Origin of the sequence: Stenotrophomonas testudinis (assembly GCF_024499815.1) — a bacterium.
Classification (GTDB): domain Bacteria; phylum Pseudomonadota; class Gammaproteobacteria; order Xanthomonadales; family Xanthomonadaceae; genus Stenotrophomonas.
In genome coordinates this window covers 23,553-43,493 of record NZ_JAMOKY010000008.1, presented here as the reverse complement: position 1 = coordinate 43,493, position 19,941 = coordinate 23,553, and the positions used below count along the sequence as shown (strand labels likewise).

Below are 19,941 nucleotides of genomic sequence, written 5' to 3'. Positions count from 1 at the left end.
TGGCGCGGCGCTACCGGTCGGGCGTCGGTGGCAGCGCCGGGCCACGCCCGGCGGATTCCGCGTCGTCCGCCCGCAAACAGGCCAGGTCATCGCGGAACAGCCGGTAGGCCTCCTCACGCCGGGCGTCGTCGCCTTGCCGCAGCACCCACGCCGGGTGCACGGTGGCATAGCCACGGGTGCCGTCTTCCAGCGTGTGCCAGCGACCGCGGTCGCGTGAGAGCTGGAAGCCCGCGCCGAACACCGAGGAAGCGGCGGTCGCTCCCAGGCAGACGATCACCTGTGGCCGCACCCGCGCGATCTCGCCCAGCAGCCACGGCTGGCAGGCCCGCACATGGCGGCTTTCGGGGCGCTTGTGCAGGCGCACCTTGCCGCGCCGCTCGTGGTGGAAGTGCTTCACCGCATTGGTCAGGTACAGCGTGGCGCGGTCGATGCCGAGTTCGGCCAGGGCCCGGTCCAGCAGCTGGCCTGCTGGACCTGCGAATGGGCGGCCGCAGAGATCCTCGGTATCGCCAGGTTGTTCGCCGATCACCATTACCCGTGCATCGGCCGGCCCTTGCCCGAACACCACCTGGGTGGCCGGTTCCCACAGCGGGCACTGCCTGCAGCCGGCGGCTTGGGCACGCAGCGCATCGAGGCTGTCCGCGCTTGATCCCGGTGATGGCAGCACCGCCGGCCGCTGCGGAATCTTCCGCTGCGGGGCCTGCGCGGGACGGTCGTGCATTTCCTGCACACGGTCGGCCGCATCGCGCACCAGCCCCGGCAGCAGCTGCGCTTCGGGCAGGTGGCGCCAGTACCGCGCCGGCATCTCCTGCAGCATCATCCGGGTGTTCAAGCGGGCGGGATTGAAGATGCTGGCGTAGTAGGTCTGCCACAGCGATTCGCGCGCATCCTCGGCCGGGGCATCTTCGCGATGGGCGCCGGGCCCGAAGGCCAGCGCCTCGCCATCCCAGTACGCGCTGCGGCCGGGGGTGAGGATGGCCCAGCGCATGCCGGCGAAGCGGCGCGCGAAGAATGGCGCGACGCGCTCGACGATGTGATGGTCCGGCTCGAACCATGCGATGAAGGCATCGGTCTGCCCGGGCACTTCGCGGAAGCGCACGAAGGCTTTCATCTTGTGGGTGTCGCGGCGCACCGCCTGGGCCAGTGCCATCGCCCGCAGCACGTCCGCATCGGCCGGGTTGGACAGCACGCTGCGCTCGCCGTGGACGATGCGCCACAGCAGCCGGTACAGCAGGGCCAGGCGCTGCGGCTCGCGATGGCACAGGCAGGTCGCGGCCAGCTCCATGAAATCGCGCGGCACGCTGGGCGCGCTGGCGTCGGCGGGCAGGGGAGTACTCTGCACCGATGGCGCATCCAGCAGCGAGGCCTCGCTGCCTTCCAGCCAGTCCAGCTGCGCCGGTACCACGCCACGCAGCAGCGCCTCGCGGGCGGCATCGCGCCAGGCCTCCAGCGACCACGGCGGGTCCACCCGCAGCGACCAGCGCTGCGCGTCAGGCGGCGGGCGGTGCATCAAACAGCGAGCCCTGTCGTGGCGGCGGGGCCAGCTGCGCGCGCAACGCCGCCGGATCATCCAGCGCCTTGCGCGGGTGGTGGTCGGCCAGCAGCACGAACGGCAGCAGCTTGCTCATCGGCGCCTTCAACCGGGCCACGTCGGCTACCCGCAGGCGGCCGTGCCGGCGCGCCATCAGCACCCGCTTCACATTGCGCACGCCGAGCCCGGGCACGCGCAGCAGCAGCTCCTTCGGCGCGCGGTTCAGATCCACCGGGAAGCGCTCGGGGTGGCGGATCGCCCAGGCCATCTTCGGGTCGATGTCCAGGTCCAGCATGCCGTCCTGGGTGGTATCGGTGATTTCCTCAACGCCGTAACCGTAGAAGCGCAGCAGCCAGTCGGCCTGGTACAGGCGATGCTCGCGCTGCAGCGGGGGCGGCTGCAGCGGCAGCTGACGGCTGGCATCGGGAATGGGGCTGAAGGCCGAGTAATACACCCGGCGCATGCGGTAGTTGCCGTACAGCGCGTCGGCACTGGCCAGGATCTGCTGGTCATTGGCCCCGTCGGCGCCGACGATCATCTGCGTGCTCTGCCCGGCCGGGGCGAAGCGCGGCGGGCGAGGGCGCGCGCTACGGGTGGCCGTTGGCGCGACCACGGCCGGCGCCTTGCGTGCTTCCTTGGCTTCCTCGATGCGCCAGCGCAGTTCGCCCATCGCGCCGCGGATCGAGTGCACGGTCTTTTCCGGCGCCAGCGCACTCAGCCCGGCCTCGGTCGGCAGTTCGACGTTGATCGACAGGCGGTCGGCGTAGCGACCGGCGCTGGCCAGCAGCTCGGGCGACGCCTCGGGAATGGTCTTGAGGTGGATGTAGCCGGCATAGCGGTGTTCCTCGCGCAGCTGCCGCGCCACTTCCACCATCTGTTCCATGGTGTAGTCGGCATTGCGGATGATGCCGCTGGAAAGGAACAGGCCCTCGATGTAGTTGCGCTTGTAGAAATCCAGGGTCAACGCAACCACTTCGTCCACGCTGAAACGCGCGCGCGGCACGTTGCTGGAGACGCGGTTCACGCAGTAGGCGCAGTCGTAGACGCAGAAGTTGGTCAGCAGGATCTTCAGCAGGGACACGCAGCGGCCATCCGGCGTGTAGCTGTGGCAGATGCCCATGCCTTCGGTACTGCCGATGCCGCCGCTGGCGCGCGAGTCGCGCTTGCCCGCGCCGCTGGAGGCGCAGGAGGCGTCGTACTTCGCGGCGTCGGCGAGGATGGCCAGCTTACGGATCGTTTCCATTGAGGAAACCTACGTACAGACGGTCTCATTGGATGAGACGGCCCCTGAATTCTTCAGGATTCCGCCGGGCATGGCCCGGCGCTACCGGTAGCTCCGTCCCTTTTTTTGCAGCTCAGAAGCCGTGGGTGATGCTGGCCTGGGTGGGCGAGGAGAAATCCGCGTACGGATCGTGCTCGCCGCTGCCACCTTCGGACAGGCGGAACTTCAGGGCCAGGCCGTCGCGCGAGTCGGCCGCGCGCAGCGCTTCCTCCTGCTCGATCACCCCGGCCTTGGCCAGGCGGAACAGGCACTGGTCGAAGCTTTCCATGCCTTCTTCCAGCGACGACTCCATCGCCGCCTTGATCTCGTGCACCTGGCCGCGGCGCAGCAGGTCGCGGATCATCGGCGTGTTGATCAGCACTTCGGTGGCCGGCAGGCGGCGGCCCTCCTTGTTCTTCACCAGGCGCTGGCTGATCACCGCACGCAGGTTCAGCGCCAGGTTCATCAGCACGTTCTTGTGCGCGCTTTCCGGAAAGAAGTTGAGGATGCGTTCGATGGTCTGGTCGGCGTTGTTGGAGTGCAGGGTGGCCAGGCACAGGTGGCCGGTCTCGGCGAAGGCAATGGCCGCCTCCATCGTCTCGGCATCCAGGATCTCGCCGATCAGGATCACGTCCGGTGCTTCACGCATCGCGTTCTTCAACGCGTTGTGGAAGGCATGGGTGTCCAGGCCGACCTCACGCTGGTTGACGATCGACATCTTGTGCTTGTGCAGGTACTCGATCGGGTCCTCGATGGTGAGGATGTGCCCGGTGGTCGTACTGTTGCGGTGGTCGATCATCGACGCCAGCGAGGTGGACTTGCCCGAGCCGGTGGACCCCACCACCAGCACCAGCCCACGCGGGGTCATGATGACGTCCTTCAGCACCTGCGGCAGGTTGAGCTCTTCGATGCTCGGAATCCGGCTGCGGATGGCGCGGATGACCATGCCGACCTCGCCCCGCTGCTTGAACACATTGACACGGAAGCGCCCGGCGTCGGCCAGGGCGATGGCCATGTTGAGTTCCAGCTCGCGCTCGAACTGGGGCACCTGGCCCTCGTCCATCAGCGAATAGGCGATTTTCTTGACCATGCCCGGCGGCAGCCCGGTGTTGCCGAGCGGGTACAGTTTGCCCTCGATCTTGATGTAGACCGGCGCACCGGTGGTCAAGAACATGTCCGAAGCGTTCTTTTCGGTCATCAGCTTCAGGAAGTAGCCGATATCCATTGCGAATTTTCCCCAACGAAACTGCCGGCGCCCGTTGCAAGCACGGTGTCGGCTTGACGACAATGGCCGTGAACCGACAACCGGTACGGCCTCCCCAATGAAACGACTTAGCTTCGCACGAATGCGCCACAGCCTGTATGTGATGGCGTTTGCATTCGCACTCTCTGCTCCCGTCTGGGCGCAGGATGGCGCACAGGAACTGGCCCAGGCCCGGCAGGCGGTGGACAAGGCCACCCAGGCCGACGCCGACCAGTACGCCCCGGACCTGATCGGCCTGGCCCGCCAGGGCCTGGAGCAGGCCCAGCGCGCCGCCGGCGACCGCCGTGAGCGCAAGAATGCCCCGGCACTGGCCCTGCGCGCCGCTGCCGACGCTGACCTGGCCCGTGCCCGCAGCGAGGAAGCCACCGCCACGGCCCAGCTGCAGCTGCGCCGCAACGAGGTCAACCAGCTGCAGCGCCAGCTGTCGACCGGGGAGGACCGCCGATGAAGTCGATCTCCGCCCTGGCCCTGGCCTCCGCGCTGGCCCTGCCGGCCCAGGCTGTCGCCGCCGACAACCCGATGGTCGGCCAGCTGAGCCAGCGCCTGATGAACATCCAGGCCAATCCCGACACTGCTGAGCTGGCCGCCTTCGAGCGCATGCAGGCCCAGCAGGCCATCGCCACCCTGGACAAGGCCAAGCGCCGCGACCAGGAACTGGCCACCTACCTGGCCGAGCGCCGGGTCGAGATTGCCGAGACCAGCGTGCGCGCCGCCCTGGCCGCCCGCGAGGTCGACCGCCTGGACCGCACCCGCAGCGACCTGCTGATCGAAGCCAGCCGCCGCGACGCCGCCCGCGCGCGCCAGGAAGCCGAACAGCTGCGCATGCAGGCGCAGATGCAGGCCGAGGAGGCCGAACGCCTGCGCCAGGCCGCCGAAGCCGAGACCCTGGCCCGCCAGGACGCCGAGAACGCCCTGACCAGCGTGGCTGGCAAGCAGCAGCAGCGCCTCAGCTCGGCCCAGCAGAACGCCGCCAAGCTGGCGCGCGAGGAAGCCGAGCTGGTGTCCGGGCAGAAGCTGCCGGGCTCGAAGTTCGATGCTCGCGGCGAGGTGTTCACCCTCGGCGGCGACGCCTTCGGTGCCGGTGCGGCCAGCCTGTCCGGCGGTGCGAAGAACCAGGCCAAGGCCCTGGCCGAGTACCTGAACATCGGCAAGAAGGGCCGGGTCCGCATCGAGGCCTACGACAGCGCCAATGGCGTCGGCCAGAAGCGTGCCGAAGCCCTGCGTGATGCGCTGGTCTCAGCCGGTGTCGCCAGCAGCCGGATCCAGGTCAGCGGCAAGAAGGCAGCATCTACCAAGGCGCGCTCGGCCGAGGTCATCGTCGCCCCGTAATTGCTTGAATTCGTTTGTTTTTCGTTGCATTGAGCATTCAGCCTGAACCCCGCCCCGGCGGGGTTCGGTCTTTTTGTCGCGGGGGTCTTGTACCCGGCCCGGAGCAGGCGTAGGGTCAATCGTCCGGGACGCAATGCCGCGGACCGGTTGATGGGAGGGCCGGGCCGATGAAAGCAGGGCGCGAACCGCAGCAGACCGACGTGCGCAGGCCAGTGCCGCAGGTCGTTGTGGGCACCCATGTGGCAATCGACCGGCGCTCCTCCATGAACAACGCCCCGTGCCTTGCGGCCGGGGCGTTCGTGTATCTGTCGAAGGAGGTCCATCATGTTTGAAGATCAACCCCAGAGCGAGATCGACGCCCGTCGCGCGCGTGATCCGGAGTTCCGGGCACTCCATGACCAGCACCGCAAGCTGAACAAGAAGTGCATGGACGCGGAGTTGGGTGTGCTCCCGATCGATGATGTCACCCTGGGTCGCATGAAGCGCGAGAAGCTGCTGGCCAAGCAACGCCTTCTGCGTATGTACGAAACACCGCTCGCAACGACGTCCCCCACGCACTGACGCTCCGGTCGCGCCGGGAACGGCGTGACCCGGCCAACGATGGCCCCGCGGTTGCCGGCAACGGCGGCCGCGCCAAGGCACCACAGGCGGTGGTGCCTTGGCTCGCAGGCAACGGCCTGCACCCGTGCATACCCTCAGTCCACCGATGCGGGCGGTACTGGTCTCCTCGTCGATCCGGGGCCGTCCGCATCCCCTTGGGCAGCCCGCCGAGCGCTCATTGCCCCGGTAGGTGCCGACCATTGGTCGGCACGCTCACGGCTCCTGACATTCGCAGCCATCCGGCGGATAATCATCTGTCCGGCCCAGCGTGGCGCGAAGCGAAGTTTCCGAATGCCCATCCATTCCTCCGTCCTCGAACTCATCGGCCAGACCCCCATCGTCAAGGCCCAGCGCCTGGATACCGGTGTCTGCGAGCTCTACCTGAAGCTCGAGAACGCCAACCCGGGCGGATCGATCAAGGACCGCATCGGTCTGTCGATGATCGAAGCAGCGGAACAGCGCGGCGATCTCAAGCCCGGCGCGACCCTGGTCGAAGGCACTGCCGGCAATACCGGCCTGGGCCTGGCACTGGTGGCGCAGCAGAAGGGCTACAAGCTGATCCTGGTCGTGCCCGACAAGATGAGCCGCGAAAAGATCTTCAACCTGAAGGCGATGGGCGCCGAAGTGCGCCTGACCCGTTCGGATGTGGCCAAGGGCCATCCGGAGTACTACCAGGACCTGGCCAAGACCATCGCCGACCAGACCCCGGGCGCGTACTTCATCAACCAGTTCGGCAACCCGGACAACCCGGCGGCGCACGAATTCGGCACCGGCCCGGAAATCCTCGAGCAGATGGGCGGTGACCTCGACGCCATCGTGTTCGGCTGTGGCAGCTCGGGCACCATGACCGGCCTGTCGCGCGCCTTCGCCACGCTGTCGCCGAAGACCGAGCTGGTGCTGGCCGATCCGGTCGGCTCGATCCTGGCCGAGTACATCAACGACGGCAACCTGAACGACAAGTCGGGCAGCTGGCTGGTGGAAGGCATCGGCGAGGACTTCCTGCCGTCGATCTCCGACTTCAGCCGCGTCAAGAAGGCTTACGCGATCACCGACGCCGAGAGCTTCCACACCGCCCGCGAGCTGCTGGGCAAGGAAGGCATCCTCGGGGGGTCGTCCACCGGCACCCTGCTGGCAGCGGCCCTGAAGTACTGCAAGGAACAGACTACGCCGAAGAAGGTGCTGGTGCTGGTGTGCGACACCGGCAACAAGTACCTGTCGAAGATGTACAACGACTACTGGATGCTGGACAACGGCTTCCTGGAACGCCCGCAGCACGGCGACCTGCGCGACCTGATTCTGCGCCCCTACGGCCAGCGCGACACTGTCGTGATCGGCCCGAACGACCTGCTGACCACCGCCTACCAGCGCATGAAGCTGTATGACGTGTCGCAGCTGCCGGTGATGGACGGCGACCAGCTGGTCGGCATCGTCGATGAAAGCGACGTACTGCTGCATGTCTATGGTGACGAGGCCCGCTTCCGCGATCCGGTCGCCACGGCCATGGTCAGCAAGCTGGACCGCTTGGACGTGAAGTCGCCGATCGAGGCCCTGCTGCCGGTGTTCGACCGCGGCCAGGTGGCCATCGTGATGGATGGCGGCACCTTCCTCGGCCTGATCACCCGCATCGATCTGCTGAACTATCTGCGCCGCCGCGTGCAGTAACGCGACGATCCGCGGAATTCGCGCATTCATATTGGTCTATCCGCGTCAAAATCCGTTAAGGCGGCGCTGATAGACTCCCGATCCTTTGACGGCGCCGTCACCGGCGCCCTGCAGGAAACGACATGTCCAACCCTTCTTCGCCCGACCGCGCGCTGGCCCTGGCCACGTTGGCCATCCATGGCGGCCAGTCGCCGGATCCGAGCACCGGCGCGGTGATGCCGCCGATCTACGCGACCTCGACCTATGCGCAGTCCAGTCCGGGCGAGCACCAGGGCTTCGAGTACTCGCGTACGCATAACCCGACCCGCTTCGCCTATGAGCGCTGCGTGGCCTCACTGGAAGGCGGTACCCGTGGCTTCGCCTTTGCTTCGGGCATGGCGGCGACCTCCACCGTGATCGAGCTGCTGGACGCCGGCAGCCACGTGGTGGCGATGGACGACATCTACGGTGGCAGCTTCCGCCTGTTCGAGCGCGTGCGCCGCCGCACCGCCGGCCTGGATTTCAGCTTTGTCGACTTGACCGACCTGTCGGCCTTCGAAGCGGCGATCACGCCAAACACGAAGATGGTCTGGATCGAGACCCCGACCAACCCGATGCTGAAGATCGTGGACATCGCCGCGGTGGCCGCCATCGCCAAGCGCCATGGCCTGATCGTGGTGGTCGACAACACCTTCGCCTCGCCGATGCTGCAGCGGCCGCTGGAGCTGGGCGCGGACCTGGTGCTGCACTCGGCCACCAAGTACCTCAATGGTCACTCGGACATGGTCGGCGGCATGGTCGTGGCCGGCGACAACGCCGAACTGGTCGAGCAGATGGCCTTCCTGCAGAACTCGGTGGGTGGCGTGCAGGGCCCGTTCGACAGCTTCCTTGCCCTGCGTGGCCTGAAGACCCTGCCGCTGCGCATGAAGGCGCACTGCGCCAACGCGCTGGCCCTGGCCCAGTGGCTGGACAAGCACCCGGCGGTGGAGAAGGTGATCTACCCGGGCCTGCCTTCGCACCCGCAGCATGAGCTGGCTACCCGCCAGATGAACGGCTACGGCGGCATCGTCTCGATCGTGCTCAAGGGCGGTTTTGAAGCGGCCAAGCGCTTCTGCGAGAAGACCGAACTGTTCACCCTGGCCGAATCGCTGGGCGGCGTGGAAAGCCTGGTCAACCATCCGGCGGTGATGACCCATGCCTCGATCCCGGTGGAGCGTCGAGAGCAGCTGGGCATCAGTGATGCGCTGGTGCGGCTGAGCGTGGGTGTGGAGGAGCTGGGGGATCTGCAGGTGGATCTGGAAAGGGCGCTGGGTTGATGCGATGAGCACGATCGACGGACGAGGTCCGCTGCGGGATCCATGGGATCATCGCGCACTGCTGGGGCGGATGGTCAAGCGCGATATCCGTGGCCGATACCAAGGCTCCATCTTCGGCACGCTGTGGTCGTTTGCCACGCCACTGCTGCTGCTCTGCGCCTACTGGTTCTTCCTTGGGGTGGTGCTGCAGGCACGATTCGGCTCGGCCCCGCAGGCAGCATTCCCCGTGATTCTTTTTTCCGGCCTCATCACCCACCTCTTCTTCGCAGAAGTGATCGGGCGCTCTTCGGGCTTGATATTCGAGCATGCCACCTATGTAAAAAAGGTGGTTTTCCCGCTGACGGTATTGCCTTGGATGACACTGGCAACGGCGGGGTTCCATCTCTGCGTCAACCTCTCGATCCTTCTGGTGGGGCAGCTGCTCATCGTCGGCAGTGTCCCGCCGACTTGGCCCTTGATTTTCGTCGTACTTCTGCCAGCGTTGCCCCTGCTGCTGGGGGTGTCCTGGATGCTGTCCGCCTTCGCGGTCTTTCTCCGTGATACCCAGCAGGTAGTCCCACTGATACTCACCCTCATGATGTTCGCCAGCCCCATTTTCTTCCCGATGGAGATGGTGCCTGAGCAGTACCGTGCGTTCCTTTACCTGAATCCGACGACGGTCATCATCCAGCAGGTTCGGGCCGTGGCCATCCATGGCCAGATGCCTGACTTCCTTGCTCTCGCCATTTACTCCGTGGTGTCGCTGTGTGTAATGAGCCTCGGATACTGGGTATTCATGCGTACGCGCAAGGGCTTTGCCGATGTCCTCTGATCAGTTGATCGTTGATGTAGCCCACGTCGACAAGAGCTTCCTCCTGTACGACCAGCCATCCCATCGCCTGTGGCAGATGCTGGTGGGCAATCGGAGGACGTTCTACCGTGAACATCAGGTTCTCAAGGACATCACTTTCCAGGTCCCGCGCGGCCAGACCCTCGGGCTTGTTGGTCGTAACGGCGCAGGTAAGTCGACTCTGTTGAGCATCCTGTGCGGTACGCTGACTCCCAGCGAGGGCGAGGCTCGCATCCACGGGAAAGTAGCCGCACTGCTTGAACTGGGAGCTGGCTTCAATCCGGAACTGACCGGTCGCGAAAACATCGATCTCTGCGCACAGATCTATGGGCTTAGCGAGGAGCAGATACATGTTCGTCGGGATTCCATAATCGCATTCGCGGATATCGGCGATTACATTGACCGTCCCGTGAAAACGTATTCCAGTGGCATGTTCACCCGCTTGGGGTTCTCGGTCGTTGCTCACGTCGATGCAGACGTGCTCATCGTGGATGAGGCCTTGGCGGTGGGAGATGCGTTCTTCGTGCAGAAGTGCATGCGCTTCCTGCATGGGTTCCGCGACAACGGCGGGACTCTTGTATTCGTCAGTCATGACATGGGGGCAGTCACAGCACTGTGTGACCGGGTCATCTGGCTGAAGGACGGTCGAGTGTTCATGGACGCGCCGCCGAAAGAGGTAGCGGGGGCGTATCTGGCGGATCTGTATGACCAGGCCGGCGCAACCGATACCGTTGATTCGGCCACGGGACGCCCCGCTTCGGTCACCGAATTCACCGCCGACGAGGTTGATGCACGTCTGGCCTGGATCAACACCACCTCCTTGCGCAACGACATCGAAGTATTTCCATTCGCTATCCAGCACGACTTCGGATCGGGCGGCGTTGTCTTTGAGGGCGGTGGGCTGTTTGATGAAGGTGGTCGCAGGCTCAGCTGGGTCGTTGGAGGCGAACTGGTGACGCTCCGGCTTCAATTGAGAGCCCATGTCGCCATCCAGTCGATGCTGGTTGGTTTCGTTGTCAAGGACAAGCAGGGGCAGCCGTTGTTTGGCGAGAATACCCAGCTGACCTACCTGGACAATCCTCTGGCACTGGCTGCACAAGAGGTCTGTACAGCAAGCTTTACCTTCCGCATGCCCGTGCTGCCTTCAGGGGACTATGCCATCAGTGTCGCTGTCAGTGATGGAACCCAGAAACAGCATGTCATGCACCAGTGGATTCATGACGCGCTTATCCTTTCAAGTCGATCAACCAGCGTGTCAACCGGTCTTATCGGGATACCGATGCTTGATATCAGAATGGATGTCGCCAACTAAGCCTGCGATGGTGCAGGGCCGTACGTACTTGGCGCTCGATCGCCGCAATGCATTGGAGAGGCAACGATGGAAATCAATGAGCTTCCGAAACTTGGGCGCCTGCGCGTGCAGGCTGTCCTTTACGGAAACGAGCCGGACTCGATCCTGCGAACTGTCCAGCACCTGGATCGCGCCGCGGAGCTTGCAATCCAGGCAGGTACTTTCGGTCGGGTGACGCTTGCATACGGTGATTCATCACCGACCGATTCCCTGCGCTCGGTGGTTGAAGGCGCCAAGGCAGCCTGCGGTACCCTGGCTGATATCGAATACGTCCATTTTGGCCGCAACATGGGTTCGGCGGGCGGACACAATGCGCTGCTGGAACTTGATCAGACCGACTTCACCATTCTCATGAACCCGGACATCATGTTTGCGCCGGACGCCCTGATCGAGCTCGCACGCCCATTCTCAGACCCTTCTGTGGGGATGAGCGAGCCCAAGCAACTGCCTTTTGAGCATCCCAAGGAATACAACACTTCTTCAGGGGAAACCCCTTGGGCGTCCGGAGCCTGCACCCTGGTCCGGCGTACGGTCCTGAGCGAGCTGGAGGGCTATGATGCGCAGACCTTCTTCCTTTACTGCGACGACGTTGATCTTTCCTGGCGCGCGCGACTGAAGGGCTACAAGCTCATCTACTGTCCGCGTGCTGCAGTTTTCCATGACAAGCGCATGCAGTTTGGCGGTGATCGCCCGGTTGGCTGGGCCGAGAAGTTCTATTCGGCCGAGGCGGGGTTGCTCATTGCATACAAATATTGCCGGGATGATCGGGTAGAGCAGATATCTGCCTTCTTCGCGGAAAGTGGCGATCAAGTATGGCTTGATGCGCTGGCTTCCTTCGAGAAGCGCCGGGAAGATGGAACGTTGCCTGCCCGTCTTGATCCCGGCCACAAGGTCGCGTATTTCCGCGATGGCCTCTACGCTCGTCACAGGTTCGTTTGAAGATGGATATCTACGACAACGCTTTCTCAGAAAGTAATCCGTACGGGCACGTGGTCCAGTTGGTGACTCGTTTTGAACCTCGTCCCGGTGATTACGTCGTCGACATCGGTTGCGGTTACGGACGGATCGCGGAGATCCTGCGCGACCGGTTCGGCGTCGAGTATCTTGGATTGGACGCGGATCTCGAATCCCTCGAGTCGCTGCGCTCACGGGGCTTCAACGCGGTGCAGTTCATCGCAGGCCAGCAGGATCTGGCGGCGCAGATCCTGGGGGCGCTGCCTGAAGGCGCGAGGGTCGTGGCGATCACGGCGCTGGATTTCATCGAGCACATCAACCAGCCAGGACAACTCCTGTCCGATCTGGCCGAAATTGCCGCACCTTGGAATGCGCCTTTGATCCTTTCGGTTCCCAATGTCTCCCATCGGGATGTTGGTACCAAGCTCGCGCTCGGCCGCTTCGATTGGACCAATGCGGGCCTGCTAGATCGCACGCATATCCGTTTTTTCACCAACGACGTGCTGTCAAGACTGACGCGCGATCATGGATGGCACGAGGCCTATCAGCATGACTTCAGTCTGAGGAAAAGTGATCAACACTTTCCCGGCACGTTGCCGGGCCTGTCTGCCGGCACGCCCTTGGGCCAGCTTCTTGCCCAGTTGAGGGAAGGCGTTGATCAGTACGGCTATGTGAATCAATTCATCCGTGCATACCTGCCTGGACCTGCACGCAAGGCAGGCGCGGATTTCAATGGCGTAACCCAGAAAGCAGAGAACCCCTTTCTCAGCGTTGTAATCCGTACCACAGGGACCAGGATCGGCACGCTTCGCGAGGGCCTGCTCTGCCTGTCTGCGCAGAGTGATCAGGATTTTGAAGTCCTGATCGTTGGGCACAATCTGGAGATCCCTGCCCAGATCGAGGTCGAGCGTCTCATCGAACATCTGCACCCGGCTTTCCGCAGCCGGGTTCGTCTCGTGCGTGTCGACGGCGGCGGACGCTCGGTGCCACTCAATACGGGTTTCCGCGCTGCAAGCGGCGACTATGTCGTTGCGTTTGACGACGACGATCTGCTGTTTGGTGGTTGGGTGGAGACCTTCAGGAAACTGGCGGAAAAAGCACCTGGCGCACTTCTGCGGCAGTGCACCGTTGCACAGGACTGGGACCGTGTCGATGTTGCGGGCGGTGGTGCCGCTTCCAGATCAATGAGCGGCATGAAGTCCATCTATCCCGCCAACTTCGACCTGCTGGCGCACATCGTGGAGAACCGGACGCCACTTCACTCCATCGCATTCCCGAGGGCACTGTTCAGCCATCTCGGTTTCCAGTTCGATCCCGGCCACAGCACTGCTGAAGATTGGGACCTGATCATTCGCGCTGCGCCTTTGTGTGGTGTGAGCACCTCCACCGATGTCGGCTGCATCTACCGGCACTGGACCACCGGTACTTCGTATACGGCCCATTCGCAGTTCGAGTGGACCGGCAACTATCTGAATACTCTCAAGAAGCTTAACGATCAGCCATTCCTGCTTCCCAAGGGATCCGTGCACAGGCTGCGCAACATGTACGCGGAGTTGCAGCGCCTGAAGGGCGACGTCGACGTCGCCGCCGAGACGGGTATAGAGTCGCTGGCCAACGGCGTGTTGCTTGACGACGATCAGCGACTGGCCGAGCTGAGAGAGCGCTATTACGAGTTGACCACCTCCAAATCCTGGCAGATCACTGCGCCTCTGCGCGTGCTGCTCAGCGCCTTGAAGCGCAGGCCGTGGACGCGTCCGCCTCGCATCTGGCTGATGAACGAGGCTGACCTCGATTTCCATATCAGGCAGGTTCTTCAGTCGTCCTCGTGGAAGTGGACCCGAATCCTGCGAGGTCTGAGATGACGCAACGCGAGCGGCACGACCAGCGCGATATGTCACGCGCAATTACTCCATCCATCCGTTTGATGCTGGCGATCCTGCTGGTCTGGCAGCTTTCTTCGCTGGCAGTTTCATCGGGCTTTTCGCTCAGGATTCTGCGCACGGCATTTCAGCCGTTCGCTGGAGAATTGGAGTCGCTGCCGCCCGCAGTCGGCGAGTTTGCACACTTGCTGCGTACTCAGTCCGCTGCGCCAGTGACCTGTTCGCTCAGTGATGAGGTGGCGTCGGACAGTCTGCTGATGCAGCGAAGCTACGAGGCCATCTACCCCGTGAGGATCGATTCGAGCAGCAGGAGCTGCATATTGGGTACGGAATCAGCTGCTGTTGCTTCGTCCTGCAGGCTCGAGCAGGAGGGCGAACATGCGCGCATCTTCAATTGTAGGTAACGCACGCAGTTATCCTGCAGCCTGGCTCGGTGCATTGCTGGTTCTGGTCTATCTGTTCTGCGCAGCAGGTGCAGGCGGGACGTTGCTCACGGTCCTGCTGCTGGCGTGCGCGGGCATATTCGTGGCCGTAGCGTCGTCGCAGCTGTTGTGCCGGCAGAACGTGCTGGCAGTTATTTTTGTTCTCGCACTGTGCATTGTTGCGCTGGCCACTCCATCGCCGGCATGGGATGCGCGTTCAATATGGTTGTTCCACGGAAAGCGGATCTTCTACGAGGCTTCGCTTTACGCACAGTTGGATGACTATGCGGTCTGGAGCCACAACGACTATCCATCATTGGTTCCAGCACTGATGGCGTCAGTCGCGCATGTGATCGGTCATTGGAATGACGTCTTTCCCAAAGTCGTTGTTCCATTGGCGATGCTCCCCCCTTTGTTGGTCATTCTGCCCAGAATTCCCCGGCTGGAATGGCGCATGGTGTTCCTGCTGGTCCTCGTCGCTCTTGGTGGGAATCACCTTGTCGACGGCTACGTTGACGCTCTGCTTTCCTTGGCTTTCGTTGCGGTGTTCCTTCTGGTCAATGAGATCACGGCCACCGACGAGCCTGATTTCGGGCAGTACGTGCAGCTGACCGTCATGGCAGCGCTGTTGGCACTGGTGAAGAATGAGGGGGGCGCGCTGCTTCTGTGTGCAGCGTTGGCGGGACTTGCCGGCTTGCTGCTCCGCGGACACAGAATGAAGCTTGCGATGGTGGTCTCCCTTGCTGTGGCGATCCTGCCTTTGCTGGCCTGGAAGCTGAGCGTCGCCCATGCTGGCCTGTCCAATGATCTCGCCGGTTCCGACCTGATGGGCCAGCTTACTGGCAGGCTCGGCGACATCAGGTCTTACTGGCTGCTGATCGATTCGTTGTTGTTCAGCCTGCCCACGCTGCTGTTGCTGCCGCCCCTGTTGCTGATCGCCTTTGTCGCTCGCAGGAACAGCATTTCGTTCTACGTGCTGCCTGCGTGTGCGAGTTATGTCGCAGTTCTCGTTGTGGTCTACATGAGTACTCCGAATGATCTTCCCTGGCATCTTGCCACCAGCGCGGACCGCACTATGCTCCCTGTATGGCTTCTGGCGACCTGCTCTCTGCTCGTCGACCTGGCTGCCACGCGTGAGCGGGTGTAGGACGCGTGCCAACTTCTTCTTTTGAGTACCCGAGGTCAAACATGCAGCCCGAGTTCGAGTTCGTAGTCGTTACACCCGTCTACGAGGATCGCGCCGCGTCAGGTCGCCTCTTCAGTGAGCTGGCGTCCTGTTACGGCAGTAGCGTCTATGTGGTGGCTGTAGATGACGGCTCATTGCGCGAGCCCGTGCTTGGCGAGCACCTTGAGGCGGCAGGGATCAATGGCGTGGTGCTTACATTGCGCCGGAATGTGGGGCACCAGAAGGCCATCGCCATTGGGCTCAGTTATGTGGAAAGCGAATTGCCGGATGCGCAGCGTGTGGTGGTGATGGATTCGGACGGCGAGGATCTGCCGGCGACCATTGCCGAACTGCTACGCGCACTTGATGCCGAAAACGTGGATGTCGCGGTGGCGCAGCGCAAGAGCCGGGTCGAAACCCTTCGATTCAAAGCCTTCTATGTCGTCTACAAGTTCATTTTCCAGCTGCTGACCGGCCGATCCATCAGCTTTGGAAACTTCATGGCGTTGACGCGTCCGGCCCTTTGCCGGGCCAATGCGATGCATGAGGTTTGGACTCACGTCGCTGGCGGCATCATCGCCAGCAAGCTGCGCTTGGCCGTGTGCCCGATCGACCGTGGGCCGCGTTATGCGGGCCAGAGCAAAATGAACTTTGTCGGCCTGACGCTGCACGGCTTCCGTGCGCTCATGGTGTTTGCAGAAGATGTGCTGGTCAGAGTCGGTCTGATGTGTGTAGTGGTCTCCTCGGTATCCATCGTGTTCGCCGTCGTGGCGACGCTCCTGAAGCTTGCGGGCTACGCTACGCCTGGTTGGTTCTCGATGGCGCTGGGCGTTCTGTTCCTCGTATTCCTGCAGACGGGAACGCTCACGCTCATGACGCTCATGCTCAGCGGCATTGTCCGCGGTGGAATCCAGAAGCGGGGGGCGTTCATGGACTACGTCAACTTCTCCAGCCAGGCGCGTGGCAGTGCTGCGCGGCGCTGATCTTCGCCAGTTCGCCCGATTTGTACTGAACGGATTGGCTGCGACTGCGGTTCACTTCGGCACGCTGACCTTCCTGGTTGAGGTTGTGCACGTTGGATCCAAGGGACTGGCCAATTCCATAGCTGCAGTGTTTGGGATCCTCGCCTCTTTTGTGGGCAATCGTTTTTTCGTATTCGCGACAAGGACGGGCAGCCTGCGCAAGGAGTTGGTCAGGTTTTCGGTGTTGTACGCGGCGTTGGCGCTTCTGAGCGGTGCGCTCATGGCGCTGTGGGCTGACGTATTTGCTCTCGATTACCGGATTGGCTTCGTTGCCATCAGCGGTATTCAACTTGTCATCTCTTTCCTGGGTAATCGCATGTTGGTATTCAAGGTATGAACAGGTTTCTCAAGGCGGCTGGTCTGACCGCTGTATACGTTGTTGTGCTGCTTGCCGTCTACGTGATCCACATGCGTTATTTCGCTGTCGACGTCGTGTTCTACGCGGCGATCGGGGATGCGTTCATTGCGCTTGTCATCACCGGACTTCTGCTGCTGCTGCCTTGTTTCAGAGCCCTGTCGGGTCTCGAGAAGTCTCTTCTCTGCATCATTTGGCTGCTGGGGGGCTATTCGTTTGCAATCTCGGTTCCCACGGTGATTGACCGGTCCCTTTCGTTCTACATCCTGGAGAAGCTGGAGCAGCGTGGTGGCGGGATCCGCCAGAGTGCTTTCCAGGACGTCTTCACCAAGGAGTACATGGTTGAACATCGTCTGGTCGATGTGCGCCTGACCGAGCAGGAGAGTTCCGGCACCGTGCAGATCGTCAATGGCTGCGTCCGCCTGACGGAAAAGGGTGAACGCATCGCCGCACTGAGCAGGTTCTATCGCAAGAACCTGCTGCCCAAGCGCAGGCTCCTGCTTGGCGTCTATTCCGATGATCTCACCGATCCGTTCCGACATAGCCTTCAGAACGTGGACTATCGCTGCAGGTGAAGCACATGGCGCGGCAGAGCTGCGGGGAACATGTCGCCAAAGCGCGGCCGACGTGAATCTGCTGCAAAAGAAAGGGGCGCCTGGAAGGCGCCCCTTTTTTTCCGCTCGAGCGTTTCAGTTGCTCTCGCTGAGCAGATTGTCGAAGTAGGCAATCGTCCGGCGCAGACCTTCTTCCAGCTGGACCTGGGGTTCCCAGTTGTCCAGTTTCTTCTTGGCCAGTGTGATGTCGGGTTGGCGCTGCATGGGGTCGTCAACCGGCAACGGCTTGAACACAAGCTTGGAACCAGAGTTGGTCAGCGCGATCACCTTCTCGGCAAGCTCGCGGATGGTGAACTCGCCCGGATTGCCAAGGTTGCATGGCCCCGTGAAGCCCTTCTCGCTGTCCATCAGTCGCAGGAAGCCTTCGATCAGGTCATCCACGTAGCAGAATGAACGTGTCTGCTTGCCTTCGCCATAGATCGTGATGTCTTCGCCGCGAAGGGCCTGGACGATGAAGTTCGAGACAACGCGCCCGTCATTCGGGTGCATGCGCGGGCCGTACGTGTTGAAGATGCGTGCAACCTTGATGTCCAGACCGTGCTGACGGTGGTAATCGAAGAACAGGGTTTCCGCGCAGCGTTTACCCTCGTCATAGCACGAGCGAGGGCCGATCGGATTGACGTTCCCCCAGTATTCCTCGCGCTGCGGATGGATATTGGGATCGCCGTACACTTCGCTCGTCGATGCCTGGAAGATACGGCAGTCGAGTCGTTTGGCGAGGCCAAGCAGGTTGATTGCTCCATGGACCGATGTCTTGGTGGTCTGCACTGGATCGTGGCTGTAATGGATCGGGGACGCCGGGCAGGCCAGGTTCCAGATCTCGTCGACTTCGACGTAGATCGGGAACGTCACATCGTGCCGCATGAATTCAAAATGCGGGTTCTGCAGCAGGTGCTCGATGTTCCGCTTGCTGCCGGTGAACAGGTTGTCGGCGCAGATTACTTCATTGCCGCGGTCCAGCAGGCGCTCAATCAGGTGGGAGCCCAGAAAGCCTGCTCCTCCGGTTACCAGAACCCGCTTTCGACTGTTGTAGTTCTTCATTTTACATTCCCGGTGCTGTCGCAGGTAATGGAGCGGCCCCGGCCAATACCGTAGTACGCGATTCCGGTGGATTCCACCTTGGCAGGGTCATACATGTTGCGGCCGTCGAAGATGACCCGGTCACGCAGCTGCAGTAATGGTTCGAAGCTTGAAAGCAGGAACTGTTTCCATTCCGTCACGATCACCAGCGCATCTGCGGTGGTCAGAGCCTGTTCCGCCGAACTGGCGAAAGAAACATCATCGCCAAAGGAGGAGAGCAGGTGGCTTGCCTCGGTCATGGCTTGGGGGTCGTAGCAACGCACCTTTGCGCCACGGGCAATCAGGTCTGCAATGAGAACGAGCGCCGGTGCCTCGCGCATATCGTCCGTGTTTGGCTTGAAGGACAAGCCCCACAGTGCAAATGTTTTGCCATTGATGTCGCCGGCATAGTGGTGGGCAATCAGCTGCGAAAGTTTCTGCTTCTGGCGGTAGTTCACCGCTTCCACTGCATTGAGCAGCTCGGCCTGGTAGCCGACCGAATCCGATGTCCTGGCCAATGCCTGCACGTCCTTCGGGAAGCACGATCCGCCATAGCCGGCACCGGGATAGATAAAGGAGTAGCCAATCCGGCTGTCAGAGCCGATTCCCTTGCGAACCTGTTCGATGTCAGCGCCAACACGTTCGGCGATGTTGGCGATTTCATTCATGAAACTGATCTTGGTGGCAAGCATGGCGTTTGCCGCATACTTGGTCAGTTCCGCCGACGGCACGTCCATCACTATCAGACGGTCGTGGTTGCGATTGAACGGAAGATAGAGCTCGCGCATCTGGTCAGCTGCAGCCGCCACTGCAGTACCAACGATGATCCGGTCGGGGCGCATGAAGTCGCGGATCGCATCGCCTTCCTTCAGAAACTCGGGGTTGGATACCACGTGGAAGGCGATATCCTTTCCGTTCCCGGAAAGCTCTTGCGCGATCTGCTGCTCTACCCTGCGGGCGGTGCCCACCGGAACGGTTGATTTGTCCACGATGACTGCATCATGGTCCAGGTGGCGGCCAATGGTTCCCGCAACGGCCAGGACATGCGTGAGATCGGCACTCCCGTCTTCGCCTGGAGGGGTTCCCACGGCGATGAAGATGATGTTGCCATGTCTCACTGCAGTTTCCGCGCTCGTCGTGAAGGACAGGCGACCTCCGGCAACATTGGCTGTAATCATCGAATCAAGTCCCGGCTCGTAGATCGGAATGATTCCGCGCTCAAGCCGCTCAACCTTGCCTGCATCGGTGTCGACACAGATGACATCGTGGCCGACCTCGGCCAGACATGCGGCCGTGACCAATCCCACATAGCCCGCACCAAAAATTGCTACTTTCATCAACGACCTCT

The 19,941-nt window shown here is 62.3% G+C and carries 19 protein-coding genes; 14 read left to right on the top strand and 5 right to left on the bottom strand.

Annotation, left to right across the window (positions count from 1 at the left end):
- Nucleotides 1-10: 10 nt before the first annotated feature.
- The 3 genes from NQ204_RS07155 to NQ204_RS07145 all read right to left on the bottom strand — a co-directional run bounded on the left by NQ204_RS07155 (nt 11) and on the right by NQ204_RS07145 (nt 4,017).
- The gene (locus NQ204_RS07155; protein ID WP_256643463.1) at nt 11-1,510 is read right to left on the bottom strand and encodes a UdgX family uracil-DNA binding protein; all 1,500 of its coding nucleotides are present in this window, start codon (nt 1,508-1,510) and stop codon (nt 11-13) included.
- Entirely contained in the window at nt 1,491-2,774 is a 1,284-nt protein-coding gene (locus NQ204_RS07150) for a putative DNA modification/repair radical SAM protein (RefSeq protein WP_256643462.1), read from the bottom strand. Before NQ204_RS07150 ends, NQ204_RS07155 begins: the two co-directional genes overlap by 20 nt.
- Nucleotides 2,775-2,886: 112 nt before the next feature.
- Nucleotides 2,887-4,017 carry a PilT/PilU family type 4a pilus ATPase gene (locus tag NQ204_RS07145; protein WP_116863436.1) on the bottom strand — a complete coding sequence of 377 codons (1,131 nt, stop codon included), beginning with the start codon at nt 4,015-4,017 and terminating at the stop codon, nt 2,887-2,889.
- A gap of 121 nt (nt 4,018-4,138) precedes the next feature.
- Between NQ204_RS07145 and NQ204_RS07140 the strand changes: the two genes are divergently transcribed.
- From NQ204_RS07140 to NQ204_RS07075, 14 genes are all read left to right on the top strand, one after another.
- Nucleotides 4,139-4,504, top strand: coding sequence for a DUF4398 domain-containing protein (locus tag NQ204_RS07140; RefSeq protein ID WP_079220525.1), 366 nt, complete (start codon nt 4,139-4,141; stop codon nt 4,502-4,504).
- Entirely contained in the window at nt 4,501-5,385 is an 885-nt protein-coding gene (locus NQ204_RS07135) for an OmpA family protein (protein WP_256643461.1), read from the top strand. Before NQ204_RS07140 ends, NQ204_RS07135 begins: the two co-directional genes overlap by 4 nt.
- Before the next feature lie 324 nt (nt 5,386-5,709).
- On the top strand, nt 5,710-5,946 hold the full coding sequence (locus NQ204_RS07130; RefSeq protein ID WP_079220527.1) for an HP1242/YdcH family protein: 237 nt from the start codon (nt 5,710-5,712) through the stop codon (nt 5,944-5,946).
- Nucleotides 5,947-6,276: 330 nt separating this feature from the next.
- On the top strand, nt 6,277-7,647 hold the full coding sequence (locus NQ204_RS07125; protein ID WP_108767639.1) for a pyridoxal-phosphate dependent enzyme: 1,371 nt from the start codon (nt 6,277-6,279) through the stop codon (nt 7,645-7,647).
- Between the two features lie 122 nt (nt 7,648-7,769).
- Nucleotides 7,770-8,942, top strand: coding sequence for a cystathionine gamma-synthase (locus NQ204_RS07120; RefSeq protein WP_256643460.1), 1,173 nt, complete (start codon nt 7,770-7,772; stop codon nt 8,940-8,942).
- A gap of 4 nt (nt 8,943-8,946) precedes the next feature.
- Nucleotides 8,947-9,753, top strand: a complete 807-nt coding sequence (locus tag NQ204_RS07115; protein ID WP_235652345.1) for an ABC transporter permease — start codon at nt 8,947-8,949, stop codon at nt 9,751-9,753.
- The gene (locus NQ204_RS07110) at nt 9,743-11,083 is read left to right on the top strand and encodes an ABC transporter ATP-binding protein (protein ID WP_235652343.1); all 1,341 of its coding nucleotides are present in this window, start codon (nt 9,743-9,745) and stop codon (nt 11,081-11,083) included. Before NQ204_RS07115 ends, NQ204_RS07110 begins: the two co-directional genes overlap by 11 nt.
- A gap of 66 nt (nt 11,084-11,149) precedes the next feature.
- Entirely contained in the window at nt 11,150-12,061 is a 912-nt protein-coding gene (locus NQ204_RS07105; RefSeq protein ID WP_235652342.1) for a glycosyltransferase, read from the top strand.
- A 2-nt stretch (nt 12,062-12,063) separates the two neighbouring features.
- Complete coding sequence (locus NQ204_RS07100) at nt 12,064-13,938, top strand: methyltransferase domain-containing protein (RefSeq protein ID WP_256643459.1); 1,875 nt, start codon at nt 12,064-12,066, stop codon at nt 13,936-13,938.
- Nucleotides 13,935-14,360, top strand: a complete 426-nt coding sequence (locus tag NQ204_RS07095) for a hypothetical protein (RefSeq protein WP_256643458.1) — start codon at nt 13,935-13,937, stop codon at nt 14,358-14,360. Before NQ204_RS07100 ends, NQ204_RS07095 begins: the two co-directional genes overlap by 4 nt.
- The gene (locus NQ204_RS07090) at nt 14,335-15,525 is read left to right on the top strand and encodes a hypothetical protein (RefSeq protein ID WP_235652337.1); all 1,191 of its coding nucleotides are present in this window, start codon (nt 14,335-14,337) and stop codon (nt 15,523-15,525) included. The genes NQ204_RS07095 and NQ204_RS07090 overlap by 26 nt, the downstream gene beginning before the upstream one ends.
- Nucleotides 15,526-15,566: 41 nt before the next feature.
- Complete coding sequence (locus NQ204_RS07085; RefSeq protein ID WP_256643457.1) at nt 15,567-16,526, top strand: glycosyltransferase; 960 nt, start codon at nt 15,567-15,569, stop codon at nt 16,524-16,526.
- Entirely contained in the window at nt 16,504-16,902 is a 399-nt protein-coding gene (locus tag NQ204_RS07080; RefSeq protein ID WP_256643456.1) for a GtrA family protein, read from the top strand. Before NQ204_RS07085 ends, NQ204_RS07080 begins: the two co-directional genes overlap by 23 nt.
- Nucleotides 16,899-17,495 (top strand): hypothetical protein, encoded by a 597-nt coding sequence (locus tag NQ204_RS07075; protein WP_256643455.1) that lies wholly within the window; start codon nt 16,899-16,901, stop codon nt 17,493-17,495. Before NQ204_RS07080 ends, NQ204_RS07075 begins: the two co-directional genes overlap by 4 nt.
- A 114-nt stretch (nt 17,496-17,609) precedes the next feature.
- On the opposite strand, the gene NQ204_RS07070 is transcribed toward NQ204_RS07075, so the two are convergent.
- Nucleotides 17,610-18,575, bottom strand: a complete 966-nt coding sequence (locus NQ204_RS07070) for a UDP-glucuronic acid decarboxylase family protein (protein ID WP_021202690.1) — start codon at nt 18,573-18,575, stop codon at nt 17,610-17,612.
- Nucleotides 18,572-19,930 (bottom strand): UDP-glucose dehydrogenase family protein, encoded by a 1,359-nt coding sequence (locus tag NQ204_RS07065; protein ID WP_256643454.1) that lies wholly within the window; start codon nt 19,928-19,930, stop codon nt 18,572-18,574. Before NQ204_RS07065 ends, NQ204_RS07070 begins: the two co-directional genes overlap by 4 nt.
- Between the last annotated feature and the right edge of the window lie 11 nt (nt 19,931-19,941).